The following is a 14261-nucleotide window of genomic DNA, read 5'->3' on the forward strand; positions in this document are numbered from 1 at the left end:
TTCCTGAAGAGAGGCAATCATGGCAACCATCATGGCGAACGGCCTCAACATAGCTTATGAAAGCCACGGCGACCCCAACGATCCGTGCGTGCTGCTGGTCATGGGCCTGGGCATGCAGCTGATCGCCTGGCCGGCGGACTTCGTCGAAGGCATCGTGGAACAGGGCTTTCGCGTCCTGCGTTTCGACAACCGCGACAGCGGCCTGTCGAGCAAGATGGCGCTGGCGGGCAAACCGTATCTGCCCTTGGCCTACGTGAAAAACCTGCTGGGCTGGCCCCTGAAAACTTCCTACACCTTGAATGACATGGCGGACGACGCGCTGGGTTTGCTGGCGGCCTTGCGCATTGCCCAGGCGCATGTGATCGGCGTGTCGATGGGCGGCATGATCGCGCAAGTGATGGCGGCGCGCGCGCCGCTGCAGGTGCTCAGTTTGACCTCCATCATGTCGAGCAGCGGCCGGCGCGGCTTGCCCGGCCCCACGCGGGCGGCGCGCAACGCCTTGTTGCAACGGCCGAAGCGCAATGCCAGCCGCGCCGAACTGATGGCGCACATGGCCGCCACCGTGCGCGTCATCGGCAGTCCCGCCTATCCCGTCTCGGAAAAGCTGCTGTACCAGCGCATCGAAGCGGCGCTGCAGCGGGGCAGCTGCCCCGAAGGCGTGGCGCGGCAAATGGTGGCGATCGCCGCTTCGGGCGAACGCACGGCCTTGCTGCCGAGCATCAGTTGCCCGGCGCTCGTGATCCATGGCGCGGCCGACCCCTTGATCCCCGTCGCCTGCGGCATCGATACGGCGGCGCTGATTCCCGGCGCGCGGCTGGAAGTGATCGAAGGCATGGGGCACGACATGCCGCCCCAGCTGATCGAGCGCCTGCTCGCCTTGATCGATGTGCATCTGCAAGGTAAGATGGCGCCCCAGATGCGCTCCCAGCCAGCCTAGGCGCGCCCACCATTTTTGAAGGCACGGGCATTTTGAAGACACCTGAAATTGGCATCGCCATCGTGGCGCCGGGCGGTTGCGCGCCCGATGACGCGGCCGTGGCGCGCGGCATCGCCCGCCTGCAGGCGCAAGGCGCCACCGTCCACAATTACTACGACCCCGAACACAGCTTCCAGCGCTTCGGCGGCACGGATGCGGGCCGCCTGGCGCAGCTCAATGCGGCAGCCGCCGACCCGGACGTGCAAGTGGTGCTGGCCTTGCGCGGCAGCTATGGCATCAGCCGCATCCTGCCCGACATCGATTTCGAGCGCATGGCCGCCAGCCGCAAGCTGTTCGTCGGCTACAGCGACTTCACGGCCTTCCACATGGGCTTGCTGGCCAAGACTGGCCGCGCCAGCTTTGCCGGCCCCATGGTCTGCGATGATTTTACGCGCGACGAACCCGAGCAATTTACGCTCGACCAGCTGTGGTCATGCCTGGCCGGTCCCGCGCATACGGTCACGGGCGCGGCGGCGGGCAATCCGCAGGTCGAGCTGACGGGTAAATTGTGGGGCGGCAACCTGGCCATGCTGGTGCACTTGCTCGGTACGCCGTATTTCCCCCAGATCGATGGCGGCATCCTGTTCCTGGAAGACGTCAACGAACACCCGTACCGGGTCGAGCGCATGCTGCTGCAATTGCTGCATGCGGGCGTGCTGCAGCGCCAGCAGGCGGTCGTGCTGGGCGACTTTTCCGCCTATAAACTGAGCCCGATGGACAAGGGCTACGATTTCGACGCCATGCTGGCCTACGTGCGCGCTCGCCTGCCCGTGCCCGTGCTGACGGGACTGGAATTCGGCCACATCCGCCGGCGGGTCACCTTGCCGTTCGGCGGCCAGGCGCGGCTGCAATCGGATGCGTCCGGCTTCAGCCTGCAGGTGAGCGACTACCCGACCCTGGCCCGCCCCTGAACGCCGCCTTGGACTCGATGCACGCCAGGCCCGGCAGGCTGCTGCAGCTCGACGTGCTGCGTGGCATCGCCGTGTTTGGCATCTTGCTGGTGAATATCTGGAGCTTTGCCTGGGGCAGCCTGTCCTTGCGCTACGGCACCTTGCCCGCGCAGCCGCCCGTGCTGGACCAGCTCGTCATTTTCGGCGTGGCGGCGCTGGCGCAATTGAAGTTTTACCCCATCTTCGCGTTTCTGTTTGGCGCCGGATTTGCCCTGCAGACACGTTCGCTGCGGCGCCAGCTGGGCAGCTGGGACGCGGCGCAAGCGGCCTACCGGCGGCGGCTGCGCTGGCTGCTCGTGTTCGGCCTCCTGCACGGTTTCCTCATCTGGAGCGGCGATGTGCTCACCTCATATGCGGTGGCCGGCATGCTGATCCTGTCTCTGGCATCCGCCAGGCTCAGCCGCGTGCGCAACCGCGCCTGGCTGGTGGCGGGCGGTTTTCTGTTGTTCATGTGTTTGCTCATTCCCGTGAGCCAGCAGGGCGGCGCGCCGGATACGGCGCAGGATTTGCAAAACTTCGCCGCCCGCTACGCGACCTACACGCAAGGCGGCGCGTGGGCCGTCGCCAGGCTGCGCGCCAACGATTTCCTCGTCTCCGTGCTGTCCTCGGTCGTCATGCTGCCGCATATCGTCGTGCTGTTTCTGTTGGGCATCTTGTCCGTGCGTTGCGGCTGGCTGACGCAGCCGCAGCGCCACCAGCGCCTGTGGCGCCGCGTGCGCGCCGTGGGGCTGGGCGCGGGCTTGCCGTTCAACCTGCTGGCGGCGGGCGCCATTGCCTGGCAGGTGGCTGATCCATATCAAACCGTGTTTGACACGGCCCTGTTCGAAGTGGGCCTGTTCGCGGGCGGCCCCGTGCTGGCGGCCGGTTACGTGGCCGCGCTGATGCTGGCCGGCCCCTTCCTGCTGCGCTGGCTGGGTTCGTGGCTGGCGCCCGTGGGACGCATGGCTCTCAGCAATTATCTGCTGCAATCCTTGATCGGTACCTGGCTGCTGCAGGGGCCTGGGCTGGGCTGGGGCGCCACGCTGCGCCCCATCGAGATGCTGGGCCTGGCCCTGGCGATCATGGCGGGGCAGGTGCTGCTGAGCCGCTACTGGCTGCGCCATTTCAGGCAAGGCCCCATGGAAGCGCTGTGGCGCCGCCTGGCGCGCCTGCCTTAATCCGTACCCCAGTCGAATGTACTTTGCGCCGCGGCCGGCGGCGGCGCCTTGGCCCTGGCGGACGGCACCAGCGGATTATCGACCGTATGCCATTCGAACACATCCACGTCGAGCATGCAGGTGCGCGCCAGGTGCAGCGCCTGCTCTGGCGACAGCTGCGGGTCGAGCCAGCGGTGCGCGTCGTCCAGGCTGACGGCCACGGGGCGGCGGTCGTGGATATCGACCATGCCGCCCAGGCTGTCGGCCGTCACCAGCACGAAACCCGCTTCTTCCCGGTTGTGTTTGTACGGCCCGAACTGGGCCAGCGCCAGCAGGAACAGGCGCGCGCGGTCGCGGCGGTGGATGTGCCACGGCTGCTTGCTGCCTTTTTCCCCAGTCCATTCATACCAGCCGTCGACGCAGACGATGCCGCGCCCCGCGCGCAGCAGCGGTTTCCAGTAGGCGCCGGCCAGTTTTTCCAGCCGGGCATTGATGGCGATGGGGATTTTTTTCTTGCCGGGCGCCGGCACGGCTTGCGCGGCCCAGGCGGGCCGGTAGCCCCAGAAGACGTCGTCAACCCGGTGCTGGCCATCCTGGATGTGCAGCACGGGCCGGTAGGTGCCGGGCGACACGTTCAGGTGCGGCTCGGCCTCGCTGTCGAACACCGCGTCGGTCCAGCCGAAGGAGGACGCCAGCACGCGCGCCGTGTCATTTTGATCGAATCGTCCACACATGGGGAAATCATACCCGATCGTTTGCTGGCATGAGCGCGGCGCACACCCTTTTCGTGAGTGTGGTCAAACGTACAGACCTGAGCGGCCGCAAGGCGCACAGTGGAAGCCAGTCAGGTCCCTGACGCTATTCTTGCATCGGAGGAATTATGCCTTTTGAAAATCCCACCATCCACAAAGGTTTTACCATCAGCGCCACGGCCAGCCAGCGCCGCGATGGCCGCTGGGTCGGCTCGTACATCAGCCAGAACCAGGCGTGCGGGGCGTATGCGGATACCTGCGATTACGACGATTGCAGCAACGAAAAAGAGGCGCAGCAACTGGCACTGTCCGTCGGCTGGCGCCTGGCCGATGGCATGCAGGCGCGCTGACGCAGCTTGCCGGTCAGCGCTTGCGCCGCAGGGCCAGCAGCAAGCCGGCCACGGGGAAGAGCAGGGCGGTACCCAGCCGTACGGAGGTCAGCGTGGCGGCCTCCGCGCCCACCACATGCGGCAAGGCCAGCAGCAACAGGGGCGGGGGGACGGCGATGGCAAAGAAAAACAGGTACCACGAATAGCCATTCTTCTTGGCCAGCAAGGCGATCAGGGCGCAGCCGACGAGGAAGACCAGCGGCAAATTCACATATTCCATATTCTGCGTTTTCATCCGGGAAAGCGCGTCATTATACGCGCGCCCAGGGCGGCCGGATGAGCTTGCCAGCGTCAGTTGCCGACGAAATCCGGCGGCTGCGGCGCCTGCGTACCAGCCTGTGTATCCGCCAGTGGCGCATCGGCCGGCAGCAGCGCCTTGATGGCGCCGTTATAGATGAGTTCCTGGGCATACGCCGACGCCTCGATCAAGGCGGCATGCACGGACTTGAAACTGCTGGGCGTTTCAATCAGCACGGGCTTGGCGTACACCTGCAGCGTATCGCCGCGCTTGCTGATCAAGATCATGCCCCGGTAGCGCCCATCCTTCTCCAGCGCCCCCGCCACATGAAATTCATAGCCCCTGATCTGGTGTCTTTGTTCCTGATCCATGTTTGCCGCCTCCAGACCTGATTGTGGTGGCTCAGACCTTTTTGAGCGTATCGAACAGCAGAGTGTTTGATTTGTATCAATACCCCAATTCTTGACCACGATTCAACGCACGTAACGACGGCTGGCAAAATCGAAGCGAGCGGCGGCGATTTGTGGCTAAGAAGCGCAACCGTACATAAGTACGGTGAGCATCGCAGGCCGCAAAGCGCCCCGCGCAGCCGATTTGGCCAGCCGTCATCACCCAGCGCGAATGGCGCGGATCTGCTGGGCGGTTTCTTCGATCTCGCGATACGCTTCCTGGATATAGCCATTGATCGGATGCCCATCCATCCACTCGAAATACGCGCGTTCGTCGTGTTTGATGGCAAAAGGGACGTGGTGGTCGCGTATCGACTCGGCCGTCTCGCGCACCAGCGAGGCAAAAAGCAGCTCCAGAGTTTCCATGATGGTCACCTTGCGGGACAGGAATGCAGAGTATTCAATGTAGCACAAAGCGCGCTGCCGCCCACGCCGGCGCTGATGCCGTGCGCGCCTGTCGGTCGTCCCTTCCTCAGGCCGGGTGGCCGATATGCTCGTACAGGATCACGCAGCCGATGACGATCAGCACGAGGCCGCCCACCAGTTCGGCGCGCCGCCCCGCGATGGTGCCCAGTACGCGGCCCAGCATCACGCCCAGGGTCACCATGACGAAGGTGGAAAAGCCGATGGCGGCGGCCGTGACGACGATGTTGGCGCCCAGCAAGGCCAAGCCGGCGCCCACGACCATGGCGTCGATGCTGGTGGCCAGGCCCGTGACGGCCAGCACCCAGAACGAGTGCGATTGCGCGGGGGCTTCTTCCTCGTCGGCGTCGGACAGGGCGTTGCGTATCATCAACAGGCCGATGATGCCCAGCAGGCTGAAGGCGATCCAGTGGTCCCACGCTTCCACATAGGGCGCGGCCACGCTGCCCAGCGCCCAGCCGATGAGGGGCGTGATGGCTTCGATGACGCCAAAGATCAGGCCAGTGCGCAGCGCCTCGCGCCATTGCGGCTTGTGCAGGGCGGCGCCCTTGCCCACGGCGGCCGCGAAGGCATCGGTGGACATGGCAAGCGAGAGGGCGGCGGTGGCGGCGAAATTCATCGTTGGCTTTCTGTAAAACCTGGCTGGGATGTATGTATAAACTAGAAACCCGGCGATTTTACCCTACGTACAGCACCACCAGCGAGGCCAGCAGGCAATAGGCGCCAAAGAAATGCCAGCGGCCCTGTTCCAGCCAGCGCGACAGCCAGCGCAGGGCCAGCAAGCCGGCCAGGAACGACAGCAGCATGCCCAGCAGGCTGGGTCCCAGCAGGTGCAGCAGGCTGTTGCCGTGTTCCAGATGGTCCAGGCTGCCATTTGCCACGGCCTGGTAAAAGCGCCAGCCTTCCTTGACGAGCACGGCCGGCGTCAGCACGACGGCCAGGGCGAAGCTGAATTCCTCGGCGCGGCGCTGCGGCACGCCCATGGCGATGCCGGCCGAAATGGTGGCGCCCGAGCGGGAAAAACCGCGGAAGGGCAGGCACAGGCCTTGCACGGCGCCGATCAGCATCGCCTTGCCGATGGACAAGGTGCCATGCTGGCGCGCCTGCAGGCGCGAGGAGACGATGATCAGCACGCCGGCAGCAGCCAGGGCGGCAGCCATCAGTTTCGCATTGCCGAACAGGTGCTCGATTTCAAAGCCGGGCGCATCCTTGCTCATGACGTGCGTAATGCCTTTCAGCAAGCCGAAGCCGACGACGCCCGTCAGGGCCGTGGCGGCCGCCAGCAGCAACACATTGCGGCGAAAGGCGCTGGCCGAACTGAAGTAGGTGGCGCGCCAGGATTTCCAGAAATACACGATGACGGCGAACATGGTGCCCGTGTGCAGCATCACCAGCAGCATGGTCAGCTCGGGCGAGGTCGGGTCCAGGCCCATCCATTTTTCCGCCATGATGACGTGGGCGGAGCTGGACACGGGCAGCAGCTCGGCGAAACCCTGGACGATGGAAAGGATAAATAATTGCAAAAAGCTCATGGGGAAGGTACTTGGATGGAAACGCAGGGCCGCCGATTTTACCCGCCGTAGCGTGTGCCCGAGCCGTGCGCGCCATTACAGTTTGTCCATGTTGGCGCAAGCGAGCAGCACGCCGAGGGCCATCAGCAGCGCGCCGATCAGGCGGTCGATGGTGCGCTGGTGCTTGACCATGCGCAAACGAAAGTTTGCTTGCGAGAAAAAGATGGCCACCAGGGCAAACCACGCCAGGTGGATGGCGGACATGCACAGCCCATAGCCGAACTGCACACGCAACGGCGTGCCGGGCTGCACCACCTGGGTGTAGGTGCTGATGACGAACAAGGTGGTTTTCGGATTCAGGGCATTCGTCAGAAAGCCGTTGAGCAAGATTTGATGCCGTGGCACGCAGGCGTCGCCGTGCAGGTCGATGACGAGTCCGGCGCGGTTGGCCCAGGTGTTCCAGCCGATCACGGCCAGGTAGAGGGCGCCGGCCAGCTTGATCGCCGTAAATAGCGCAGGCGAACCGGCGATGAGCAGCCCCACGCCAAACATCGTATAGAACACGTGCACTTGCACGCCCAGCGCGATGCCGAGCGCAGCCAGCAAGCCCGCGCGGCGGCCATGCAGATAGCTGTTGCGCGTGACCATGGCGAAATCGGGGCCGGGGACGATGGCGGCCAGCAGGGTAATCAATGCAACGGCAAGCAATGCAATCATGTATCTTCCTTGGAGAATGGCGGCCGCATGGCAATCGGTGAGTATTCATCGCCTGTATGGCAAGGCACTTCGCCCTTGCCGGTGGCCGGAAGACGCATTATCCGCATAATGGCGGACGATGAAAAACGATGATATCTTGCCGATATGTGTGAGAAAAAATGACAGATCATGAGCAGACAGACAGCACTCGGTAGCTTGCGTTTCTTCGAGGCGGCCGCCAGGCTGGGCAGCTTCGTCCAGGCGGCAGATGAGCTGCACGTGACGCACGGGGCGGTCAGCCGGCAAATCCGCCTGCTGGAAACGTCGCTGGGCACGGCCCTGTTCGAACGCCGTAACCGCGGCGTCTACCTGACTGTGCCTGGCGCGCAGTTGCGCGATGCCGTGCAGCAAGCGTTCGCACGGCTCGACGCCGCCCTCGATGCGGTGCGCCAGCCGACGCGCCCGGCGCCGCTGGTGGTGTCCTGCGAGCCGACGATTGCGATGAAATGGCTGATTCCGCGCCTCGGCGACTTTTACCAGCGCCATCCCGACGTGCCGCTGCACCTGTTCGCCTCGGGCGGGCCGGTGGCGTTCCAGCGCGATGCGGTGGACGTGGCGCTGCGGCGCAACGATTTTGCGTGGGATGGGGCGCTGCATGCGGAAAAGGTGTGCGAGGAATGGATCGCGCCCGTGTGCGCGCCGGCCCTGCTGCGGCAAGGCCAGCTGGACCTGTCCGCGCAGCGCCTGCTGCACACGGCGTCGCGCCCGGCCGCCTGGACGCACTGGCGCGCCGCCGGCGCGGACGACGGCAGCCACGGCCACGGCGACAGCCAGACCTACGAGCATTTCTACCTGAGCCTGCAAGCCGCTTGCGCCGGCCTGGGCGTGGCCATCGGCTCCATCTTCATGGCGCGCGAAGACCTCGACAGCGGGCGCCTGGTGGCGCCCCTGGGTTTCCGGCGCGACGGCAGCGGCTATTTCCTGCTGTCGCCGCTGCCGTTCGATGGCGATGCGCGCCGCACCGCCTTGCTGCGCTGGCTGCGCGAGCAGATGGGGCAGGCGCTGCCGGTGGCGTAGCCGTCCTGCTTACTGGGGCGCGGCGGCCGGCTTGAACACGGCGCGGAACGCTTTTAACGCTGCCGGATGGTAGATGGTGCCATGGGTTTCGGCCGGCATCTTTTCCTGGTGCCACTGCAAGCCGGAAGGTGCCTGTTTTGCCAGCACGTCGGCCAGGCGCTGCACTTCCACGGCGATGCCCGCTTCGCTGCTGGACGCCAGGTACAGGCTGTGCTTGCCTGGCTTGCCCTTGGCCAGCAACTCCGCCGCCTGGCGCGGCAGGGCGCCCTGGTTCCACCACAGGCTGGGGTCGAAGGCCAGGTAATGGTCGAACAGCTGCGGTTCCAGCAGATAGGTTTCCACCACGAACAGGCCCGCCAGCGATTCGCCGACGATGGCCGTCTCGCCCGTCGTGCGGTAGCGGCGCTTGACTTCCGGCATCAGTTCATCGCGGATGAAGGCCCGGTAGGCTTGCGCGCCGCCCACGACGGGAGCGATCTTGCGGTCTGTCGCGCTGTCCGTCGGCCCCGTCAGGTCGCGCCGGCGCTGCGTGTTTTGCATGCCGACCAGCATGAAGGGGCGCATGGTGCCATTCGCTACCGACACCTGCAGCAAGCCGGCCACGTGCAAAAAGTCTTCGGCCACGCCGCCATCCGGCATGTACAGCACGGGTAATGGCGCGTCGGGCGGCGTATCCCAGGCGCGCGCCATGTACACATTGATGTGGCGTTTTTCTTTCAGCGCCTGCGAATCGATGCTGAAACTTTCGCCGATGACGAGCGGCGTGGCTGCGCTGGAGGAAGCGGCAGCGGCGGGCGCGGCAGTGGCGAGGTGGAAGGAGCTGGACAGCAGCAGGGCGGCGGTGAGGTGCAGTGCAAGGCAAGAGCGGCGCATGTTTTCCTGTGATAAGTAAGTTGGATCGATGGCATGTACTCGTATAGACATGCCACCAAGCAATTCTATCTTATCTTTGGTGCAGCATTACTTGATCGTCAAGAGTTTTCGCTCGAGCACGATACCGGCCTTGTCGATCGTGTAGGCGACCAGCAGCGCGCCATCGTCGGCGCAGGCGTGGCAGGTGATCAGGGGCGTGGAAAACAGCACGCTCTGGCCGCCATCGGCCGTCGCCGTGCTGCCGACGAACTCGGCGGGGGCAAACGGAACCGAGTCTGGATGGGCGGCCGTAAACGCGCGCCAGGCGGGCGTGGCGCGGTCTTCCTCGCGCACGGAGTGCTCGTCGACGTCGATGGCGGCGCCATCGCTGCCGATCAGCAAGGTGCCTTCATTCGTGTTGGCGCGAAACGGATAGGTGACGGTGGCCAGCGCCACCTTGCCCAGCGGGCGCCAGGCAGAGATGTAACCTGCCATGTTTGCCCTGACCAGCATCCTGGCGGCGGCGATGGCTTGCGGGCGGGCGCCGGTACGCTGCATGGTGCGCAACATGCAGACGTCGGGCGCGGAGTGCGATTGCCCGCTGCGGCAGGTTGACAGCGAGCGTTCCTGCCAGACGGCACGCGCATCGATGGGCCCCGTCTCTTCGGCATGGACGGCCTGCATGGCGACCAAACCGGAAAAGGCCAATACGGCGCAGCTGGCTACATGGCGGGAGATTGATGTGGGCATGGGGAGTCCTTTCAGTGCGGGAAACAAAATAGCGTCACCGATTATAGAAGGCGGGCCGCGCCGGCCTGCGCACCGCAGGCCCATTCAGCGTTTCTTTGCCGCCGCCTGGCGCAGGGCCTTGGTTTCCCGCTTGTTGGGAATGTGCGGGCGCGTGGCCAGCTCAGCCTTGACGGCGGCGATGGCGGCGCCGAACTGCTGTTCGGCTTGCGCGGGGCTGGCGCCCGCATAATCCTGCTGATTGGACTGGGCGGCACGCAGCCGGCGCAGCAGCGCCAGCAATTGCCTGGCGTGCAGGCTGGCCAGGTCTTGCGCCAGCGCTTGCGCGACCACGGCGCCTTCCACATGGTCGGGGTCGAGCAGGCGCAGCAGGGCCAGGCCTGCCGGCTGGGCGACGGGTGTCAGTTTGGGTTTATCCACCGGCAGTCCATAGATGAGTGAAGGATTACAGGTATTCCCAGATTTCATCGAAAGTTTCGCGCGCGAAATCGTTGCGCCACGCTTCCGAGTCCTTTTCGCGGCTGACGGCGAACGCGGCGCGCCAGGTCTGCTTCGGCGAGCTCGTGTAGGTGGCGGCGATCTTTTGCAGGCCGGCCTTGCATTGCTCGACCTTGCAGCCGCTCTTCGCCAGTTGCTGTGCGGCAGGCGCCCATGCGACGGGAACCTTGACGAGCTGGCATTCGAAGCTGACGACGGCCGTCTGCATGCCGTTTTCCACCGTCACGGGGTCGGCCTTGGTGGCCTGGCACGCGGCGCCATTCTTGGCGGCGATGATGTTCGCGGTCAGCTGTTCGGCGGCCGGCGTGACGGCCGCGCGCATGGCGGCGGGGAACAGGTCGGCGATCAGCTTGCCGGTTTCCGTCGGGAATTTCGCATCCGTCTCCTTCAATCCGCTGTACGACGCGTATTCGGCGCTCTGGTGGCCCGCCAGGCGCGTGGGGCGCAGGTAGGCGTTGAGCTGGGCGACGCTCGCTTCATCGTGGTTGATGATGGTCTTGATGTACAGGTTCGCCACGTCGACGGGCGCCAGTACCACGGCGGTGTCGGCGGCAATGGCGGGCTGCGCCAGCGCCACGGCGGTAAAGGCTGCCGCCAGCAGGGCGGTACGCGATGTTGCTACTGTTTGGTGCATGTATGTTCTCCACGATTCGATGTCAGGCGCCAAAAGATGCTTTATAGCAACTCTGGCGCGCGCATTATAGATGGTGAAAGTCATAACGTTGCACACTTTAGGCGTGCGTCTTGCTCGCCGCTTCCAGCAAAGCCAGCAGCAGCTCCTTGCGCCGGCCCTGGGCCTTGCGCGCCAAAGTGGCCAGTTTTTCCAGCTTGCCCCAGATGGGATACAGCATGTGCTCGACCAGATAGCCTTCCAGCCCCTGCAGTTGCTGGCAGAACAGTTCCAGCTTCTCCACCTCTTCCAGTTCCGCCTGGATTTTCACTTTGGCATTATCCGTGCAGGCGCGCAGGCAGGCCGCCAGCACGGGAGCGGAGTCTGGCGTGACGCCATGCTTTTCGGCAAAGGCCGCCGTGAACTGGTCCTGCACGGACTGGTGTTCCTCGTCGACGTTGGCCATGTAGTGCCGCACCAGCGGAAAATAACGCGCATCGAGCAAGCCCAGGCCGATGGTGGCGTAGCTGCCGGGCATGCAGTTCTTTTCGCCTTCCGTGTCGGCATAGAATTCGAATTGCTCGATGGCGGCGCGCGCATACGCTTCCAGCTGCGGCTGCAGGGCGGGCCAGGCGAGGGCATTGGCAAAGAAACGGTGCGTGTCGGAGCGGGCCAGCCCTTTCAAGGGAAGATATTCCTTGACCTTCGACTTGAGCTTGATCTGGTAGCTTTTCGGGAAACCGCTGTTCAGCAGGTGCGTGATGAAGGCCAGCGCCTGCGCATACGCGCCTTCCTCTTCGCGGGCGATGCTGATGGTGATCGTGGCAAACACGTCGTTGGCGCGGCATTCCAGCTGGGCATTTTTCAGGTGGATGGCGTCGGGCGCGAAAGTGCCGCTGCCTTCCTTGAGCATGCGCACGGCCCGCTCGCTGCCCAGTTCGCGCGCGATTTCCAGGAATTTCAGGCCTGTCGATTTGGCATAGCTCGGTTCATGGCGCAAGATCATGACGGCGCCGTACAGCAGCAGGTCGATGGGCGCCAGCGCCTGCCTGTCAAGCGCCGCGCCCGTTTTCAAGGTGTATTCGGTGGCACGGTAGCTTGATTGCTGCATATCATAGAACTGCGGCAGGAACTGCTTTTCCGCCCACGCCGACACGGCCTGGATGATATCGCTGCGGTGTTCTGCCAGCGCCTGTGGCCGTGACTTGTTCAGTTGCTCGATGCGCTCGAATTGGGTGATCGTCCAGGCGATATCGGGTTGCGGGAACAGGTGGGGATCGAGCAGGTGGCGCGCCAGGAAGAAGGTTTCCAGCTTTTTCGTCGGACGGTTGCCGTGCTCGAGTTTTTGCGCGACATACGCGCGTATGTTCTCCAGCAATGTCTGGCGCTTGCCTGCGTTGACATACTCGAGCAGGTTCAGGTGCAGCATGCCCTGCGCCGTCTGGAACTTGCCGCGAAAGCTGAAGCGGTAATCGACGAAGGGCGTGTCGGCCAGTGTTTCCAGCTTCGCCCGCACGAGGGCGGCCAGCCGGGGCGCGATGCTGTCGCGCACGACGGCTTCATCGAGGCGCGATGGCGTCCTCGGTGCGACATCCTCGGTATCGGCCAGATGGAAATCGTCGGCCGTGGTGCGTCCCGGTTTGTAGTCGAGCAGGAAATCGTTAAAGATTCCCATTTGCAAGGTTGTCCGCTTCACGGCGGCTTCCAGGTCGGTGCGCTTGAGGCGCTCGGCAAACCACGCTTCGATTGCCGCCGTCATTTCCGCCGTTGCCTGTTCTTGCAGTGTGCTCATCGTCTGTTGCCTCTCCATTCATGTTGCGTTTGCGCTATTGATGCGCGGCAGTATAAAACATGCCGGCGCGGCGCGCGCAACGGTGTCCGGGGCGGGCGAAGAGCGTGATCTTTCGCATAATGTTGCATGCCTGGCCGCTTTGCGGCGTATGGCAACGCCGCTTTTGTATTTCTGCACAGATCATCAAGTAAATGCAGGTATGGCTGGACGGAAATGTTACATCTGGGTATTCTGCGCATCTGATACTTATTTCTATACAGAAAAAGGTAAGAGGGCGGTCCACGTCCGCGGCAATGCGGCGCGCGCCGCCACGCAAGGTCAGGCATGCAAAGGTGAAGTCGTCCGCCAGCTGAGCGAAACGGTCGTGTTTCGGCTCGCGGCGGGCAGGGAACAGTGCTGTCATCTTTAAAATAGTAGGAGAGGTTGCTCATGGATGCAGAAAAGGATGTTGTGTACGGTACAGAAGATTTGTTGATGAGTTTGTGCAACTCGGTGGTTCGGGTGCTCAACGTTGCAACGCAAAGCAAGGTCAATTATTCAGGCATGGTGCAGCGCATCACCAAGACGGGCCTGAAGCCGGACATCGGCTGTTTCGTCATGTTTGATGGCGGTTTCACGGGCCTGGTGGTGCTCAATTTTGCCGCCGATACGGCGATGGAAATCTACGAGCGCTACATGTTGCACATGGGTATGCCGAAGTCGGAGCTGGCCAGCTTCTACACTTCGGACGAAGTGTCGAACATCATGGGCGAGCTGATGAACCAGATCGTGGGCGATTTCACGGGCAAGGTACGCCGTGAATTGCAAACGAACATCACCCAGAGCCAGCCGAAGATGCTGGTGCTGAACAAGCAGGTGATGCTCAGCGTCGACACGCCGCTGGACCGGCCGGAAATGCGCCGCGTCACTTTCTACACGGAAAAGAACAATATTTTCTATCTGGAACTGGCGATCGACCGTACCGAGTTCATCAAGTTACACGATTTCGATTCGCGCGAAGTCGACGCCGATTCGCTGATGGATAGCGAATACGCGAACCGCGAACGGGAAACGGTCCCCGCGCCTGCGGCGGAGCCGGAAGACGACGACAATGCCGACCTGCTCAAGTCGCTGGGCATGTAAGCGGATGTCTCCGGGAGCGGGGGGGGGGGGGGGGGGGGGGGGG

The 14261-nt window shown here is 63.8% G+C and carries 19 protein-coding genes; 7 read left to right on the plus strand and 12 right to left on the minus strand.

Going from position 1 to position 14261, the window contains the following annotated elements; translation table 11 throughout:
- Nucleotides 1-19 precede the first annotated feature (19 nt).
- Genes AC07X6_RS26525 through AC07X6_RS26535 form a run of 3 tightly spaced genes read left to right on the plus strand, consistent with a single transcriptional unit; the run spans nucleotide 20 to nucleotide 3083 of the window.
- Nucleotides 20-937 (plus strand): alpha/beta fold hydrolase, encoded by a 918-nt coding sequence (locus AC07X6_RS26525; RefSeq protein ID WP_474291415.1) that lies wholly within the window; start codon nucleotides 20-22, stop codon nucleotides 935-937.
- 32 nt (nucleotides 938-969) lie between these two features.
- Nucleotides 970-1887, plus strand: a complete 918-nt coding sequence (ldcA, locus tag AC07X6_RS26530) for a muramoyltetrapeptide carboxypeptidase (RefSeq protein WP_494792931.1) — start codon at nucleotides 970-972, stop codon at nucleotides 1885-1887.
- Nucleotides 1888-1904: 17 nt separating this feature from the next.
- Entirely contained in the window at nucleotides 1905-3083 is a 1179-nt protein-coding gene (locus AC07X6_RS26535) for a DUF418 domain-containing protein (protein WP_494792945.1), read from the plus strand.
- On the opposite strand, the gene AC07X6_RS26540 is transcribed toward AC07X6_RS26535, so the two are convergent.
- Nucleotides 3080-3796: an SOS response-associated peptidase gene (locus tag AC07X6_RS26540; RefSeq protein WP_494792932.1), complete on the minus strand. Its 717-nt coding sequence runs from the start codon at nucleotides 3794-3796 to the stop codon at nucleotides 3080-3082. The genes AC07X6_RS26535 and AC07X6_RS26540 overlap by 4 nt on opposite strands.
- Before the next feature lie 146 nt (nucleotides 3797-3942).
- Between AC07X6_RS26540 and AC07X6_RS26545 the strand changes: the two genes are divergently transcribed.
- Nucleotides 3943-4164, plus strand: a complete 222-nt coding sequence (locus AC07X6_RS26545; protein ID WP_230537566.1) for a hypothetical protein — start codon at nucleotides 3943-3945, stop codon at nucleotides 4162-4164.
- Nucleotides 4165-4177: 13 nt separating this feature from the next.
- Here AC07X6_RS26545 and AC07X6_RS26550 read toward each other — a convergent pair whose 3' ends face one another.
- From AC07X6_RS26550 to AC07X6_RS26575, 6 genes are all read right to left on the minus strand, one after another.
- The gene (locus AC07X6_RS26550; RefSeq protein WP_494792933.1) at nucleotides 4178-4423 is read right to left on the minus strand and encodes a hypothetical protein; all 246 of its coding nucleotides are present in this window, start codon (nucleotides 4421-4423) and stop codon (nucleotides 4178-4180) included.
- A 71-nt stretch (nucleotides 4424-4494) separates the two neighbouring features.
- Entirely contained in the window at nucleotides 4495-4812 is a 318-nt protein-coding gene (locus AC07X6_RS26555; protein ID WP_230537568.1) for a hypothetical protein, read from the minus strand.
- A 237-nt stretch (nucleotides 4813-5049) separates the two neighbouring features.
- The gene (locus tag AC07X6_RS26560) at nucleotides 5050-5256 is read right to left on the minus strand and encodes a hypothetical protein (RefSeq protein ID WP_070259409.1); all 207 of its coding nucleotides are present in this window, start codon (nucleotides 5254-5256) and stop codon (nucleotides 5050-5052) included.
- Between the two features lie 106 nt (nucleotides 5257-5362).
- Nucleotides 5363-5932 (minus strand): manganese efflux pump MntP, encoded by a 570-nt coding sequence (mntP, locus tag AC07X6_RS26565; RefSeq protein WP_230537569.1) that lies wholly within the window; start codon nucleotides 5930-5932, stop codon nucleotides 5363-5365.
- 58 nt (nucleotides 5933-5990) lie between these two features.
- Nucleotides 5991-6845 (minus strand): undecaprenyl-diphosphate phosphatase, encoded by an 855-nt coding sequence (locus AC07X6_RS26570; RefSeq protein WP_494792934.1) that lies wholly within the window; start codon nucleotides 6843-6845, stop codon nucleotides 5991-5993.
- Nucleotides 6846-6920: 75 nt separating this feature from the next.
- Entirely contained in the window at nucleotides 6921-7541 is a 621-nt protein-coding gene (locus tag AC07X6_RS26575; protein ID WP_494792935.1) for a LysE family translocator, read from the minus strand.
- 168 nt (nucleotides 7542-7709) lie between these two features.
- Here AC07X6_RS26575 and AC07X6_RS26580 point away from each other — a divergent pair, with 168 nt between their 5' ends.
- Nucleotides 7710-8597: a LysR substrate-binding domain-containing protein gene (locus AC07X6_RS26580; protein WP_494792936.1), complete on the plus strand. Its 888-nt coding sequence runs from the start codon at nucleotides 7710-7712 to the stop codon at nucleotides 8595-8597.
- A gap of 9 nt (nucleotides 8598-8606) precedes the next feature.
- Here the strand turns inward: AC07X6_RS26580 and AC07X6_RS26585 are convergent, their stop codons facing one another.
- From AC07X6_RS26585 to AC07X6_RS26605, 5 genes are all read right to left on the minus strand, one after another.
- Nucleotides 8607-9470, minus strand: coding sequence for an alpha/beta hydrolase (locus AC07X6_RS26585; RefSeq protein WP_494792937.1), 864 nt, complete (start codon nucleotides 9468-9470; stop codon nucleotides 8607-8609).
- Between the two features lie 87 nt (nucleotides 9471-9557).
- Nucleotides 9558-10199, minus strand: a complete 642-nt coding sequence (locus AC07X6_RS26590; RefSeq protein WP_494792938.1) for a hypothetical protein — start codon at nucleotides 10197-10199, stop codon at nucleotides 9558-9560.
- Nucleotides 10200-10283: 84 nt separating this feature from the next.
- On the minus strand, nucleotides 10284-10616 hold the full coding sequence (locus tag AC07X6_RS26595) for a hypothetical protein (protein WP_494792939.1): 333 nt from the start codon (nucleotides 10614-10616) through the stop codon (nucleotides 10284-10286).
- Nucleotides 10617-10641: 25 nt separating this feature from the next.
- Nucleotides 10642-11328: a hypothetical protein gene (locus AC07X6_RS26600; RefSeq protein ID WP_474291392.1), complete on the minus strand. Its 687-nt coding sequence runs from the start codon at nucleotides 11326-11328 to the stop codon at nucleotides 10642-10644.
- Nucleotides 11329-11425: 97 nt separating this feature from the next.
- Nucleotides 11426-13096 (minus strand): DUF6138 family protein, encoded by a 1671-nt coding sequence (locus AC07X6_RS26605; RefSeq protein WP_494792940.1) that lies wholly within the window; start codon nucleotides 13094-13096, stop codon nucleotides 11426-11428.
- Between the two features lie 40 nt (nucleotides 13097-13136).
- On the opposite strand from AC07X6_RS26605, the gene AC07X6_RS26610 reads away from it, so the two are divergent.
- Together AC07X6_RS26610 and AC07X6_RS26615 are read left to right on the plus strand one after the other, a co-directional pair.
- Nucleotides 13137-13505: a hypothetical protein gene (locus AC07X6_RS26610; RefSeq protein WP_494792941.1), complete on the plus strand. Its 369-nt coding sequence runs from the start codon at nucleotides 13137-13139 to the stop codon at nucleotides 13503-13505.
- A gap of 20 nt (nucleotides 13506-13525) precedes the next feature.
- Entirely contained in the window at nucleotides 13526-14218 is a 693-nt protein-coding gene (locus AC07X6_RS26615) for a DUF3334 family protein (protein WP_086144492.1), read from the plus strand.
- Nucleotides 14219-14261 lie beyond the last annotated feature (43 nt).

This window comes from Janthinobacterium sp. GW460-12-1-14-LB5 (assembly GCF_059423585.1).

What these genes read in the sequence shown, in the direction of transcription:
- AC07X6_RS26550 (WP_494792933.1), bottom strand. Translation starts at nt 4,423, where the DNA reads ATGGAATATGTGAATTTGCCGCTGGTCTTCCTCGTCGGCTGCGCCCTG.
- AC07X6_RS26575 (WP_494792935.1), bottom strand. Translation starts at nt 7,541, where the DNA reads ATGATTGCATTGCTTGCCGTTGCATTGATTACCCTGCTGGCCGCCATC.
- AC07X6_RS26615 (WP_086144492.1), top strand. Translation starts at nt 13,526, where the DNA reads ATGGATGCAGAAAAGGATGTTGTGTACGGTACAGAAGATTTGTTGATG.
- AC07X6_RS26580 (WP_494792936.1), top strand. Translation starts at nt 7,710, where the DNA reads ATGAGCAGACAGACAGCACTCGGTAGCTTGCGTTTCTTCGAGGCGGCC.
- mntP (WP_230537569.1), bottom strand. Translation starts at nt 5,932, where the DNA reads ATGAATTTCGCCGCCACCGCCGCCCTCTCGCTTGCCATGTCCACCGAT.
- AC07X6_RS26585 (WP_494792937.1), bottom strand. Translation starts at nt 9,470, where the DNA reads ATGCGCCGCTCTTGCCTTGCACTGCACCTCACCGCCGCCCTGCTGCTG.
- AC07X6_RS26570 (WP_494792934.1), bottom strand. Translation starts at nt 6,845, where the DNA reads ATGAGCTTTTTGCAATTATTTATCCTTTCCATCGTCCAGGGTTTCGCC.
- AC07X6_RS26545 (WP_230537566.1), top strand. Translation starts at nt 3,943, where the DNA reads ATGCCTTTTGAAAATCCCACCATCCACAAAGGTTTTACCATCAGCGCC.
- AC07X6_RS26525 (WP_474291415.1), top strand. Translation starts at nt 20, where the DNA reads ATGGCAACCATCATGGCGAACGGCCTCAACATAGCTTATGAAAGCCAC.
- AC07X6_RS26610 (WP_494792941.1), top strand. Translation starts at nt 13,137, where the DNA reads ATGCGCGGCAGTATAAAACATGCCGGCGCGGCGCGCGCAACGGTGTCC.
- AC07X6_RS26540 (WP_494792932.1), bottom strand. Translation starts at nt 3,796, where the DNA reads ATGTGTGGACGATTCGATCAAAATGACACGGCGCGCGTGCTGGCGTCC.
- AC07X6_RS26555 (WP_230537568.1), bottom strand. Translation starts at nt 4,812, where the DNA reads ATGGATCAGGAACAAAGACACCAGATCAGGGGCTATGAATTTCATGTG.
- AC07X6_RS26600 (WP_474291392.1), bottom strand. Translation starts at nt 11,328, where the DNA reads ATGCACCAAACAGTAGCAACATCGCGTACCGCCCTGCTGGCGGCAGCC.
- AC07X6_RS26605 (WP_494792940.1), bottom strand. Translation starts at nt 13,096, where the DNA reads ATGAGCACACTGCAAGAACAGGCAACGGCGGAAATGACGGCGGCAATC.
- AC07X6_RS26590 (WP_494792938.1), bottom strand. Translation starts at nt 10,199, where the DNA reads ATGCCCACATCAATCTCCCGCCATGTAGCCAGCTGCGCCGTATTGGCC.
- AC07X6_RS26560 (WP_070259409.1), bottom strand. Translation starts at nt 5,256, where the DNA reads ATGGAAACTCTGGAGCTGCTTTTTGCCTCGCTGGTGCGCGAGACGGCC.
- AC07X6_RS26535 (WP_494792945.1), top strand. Translation starts at nt 1,905, where the DNA reads ATGCACGCCAGGCCCGGCAGGCTGCTGCAGCTCGACGTGCTGCGTGGC.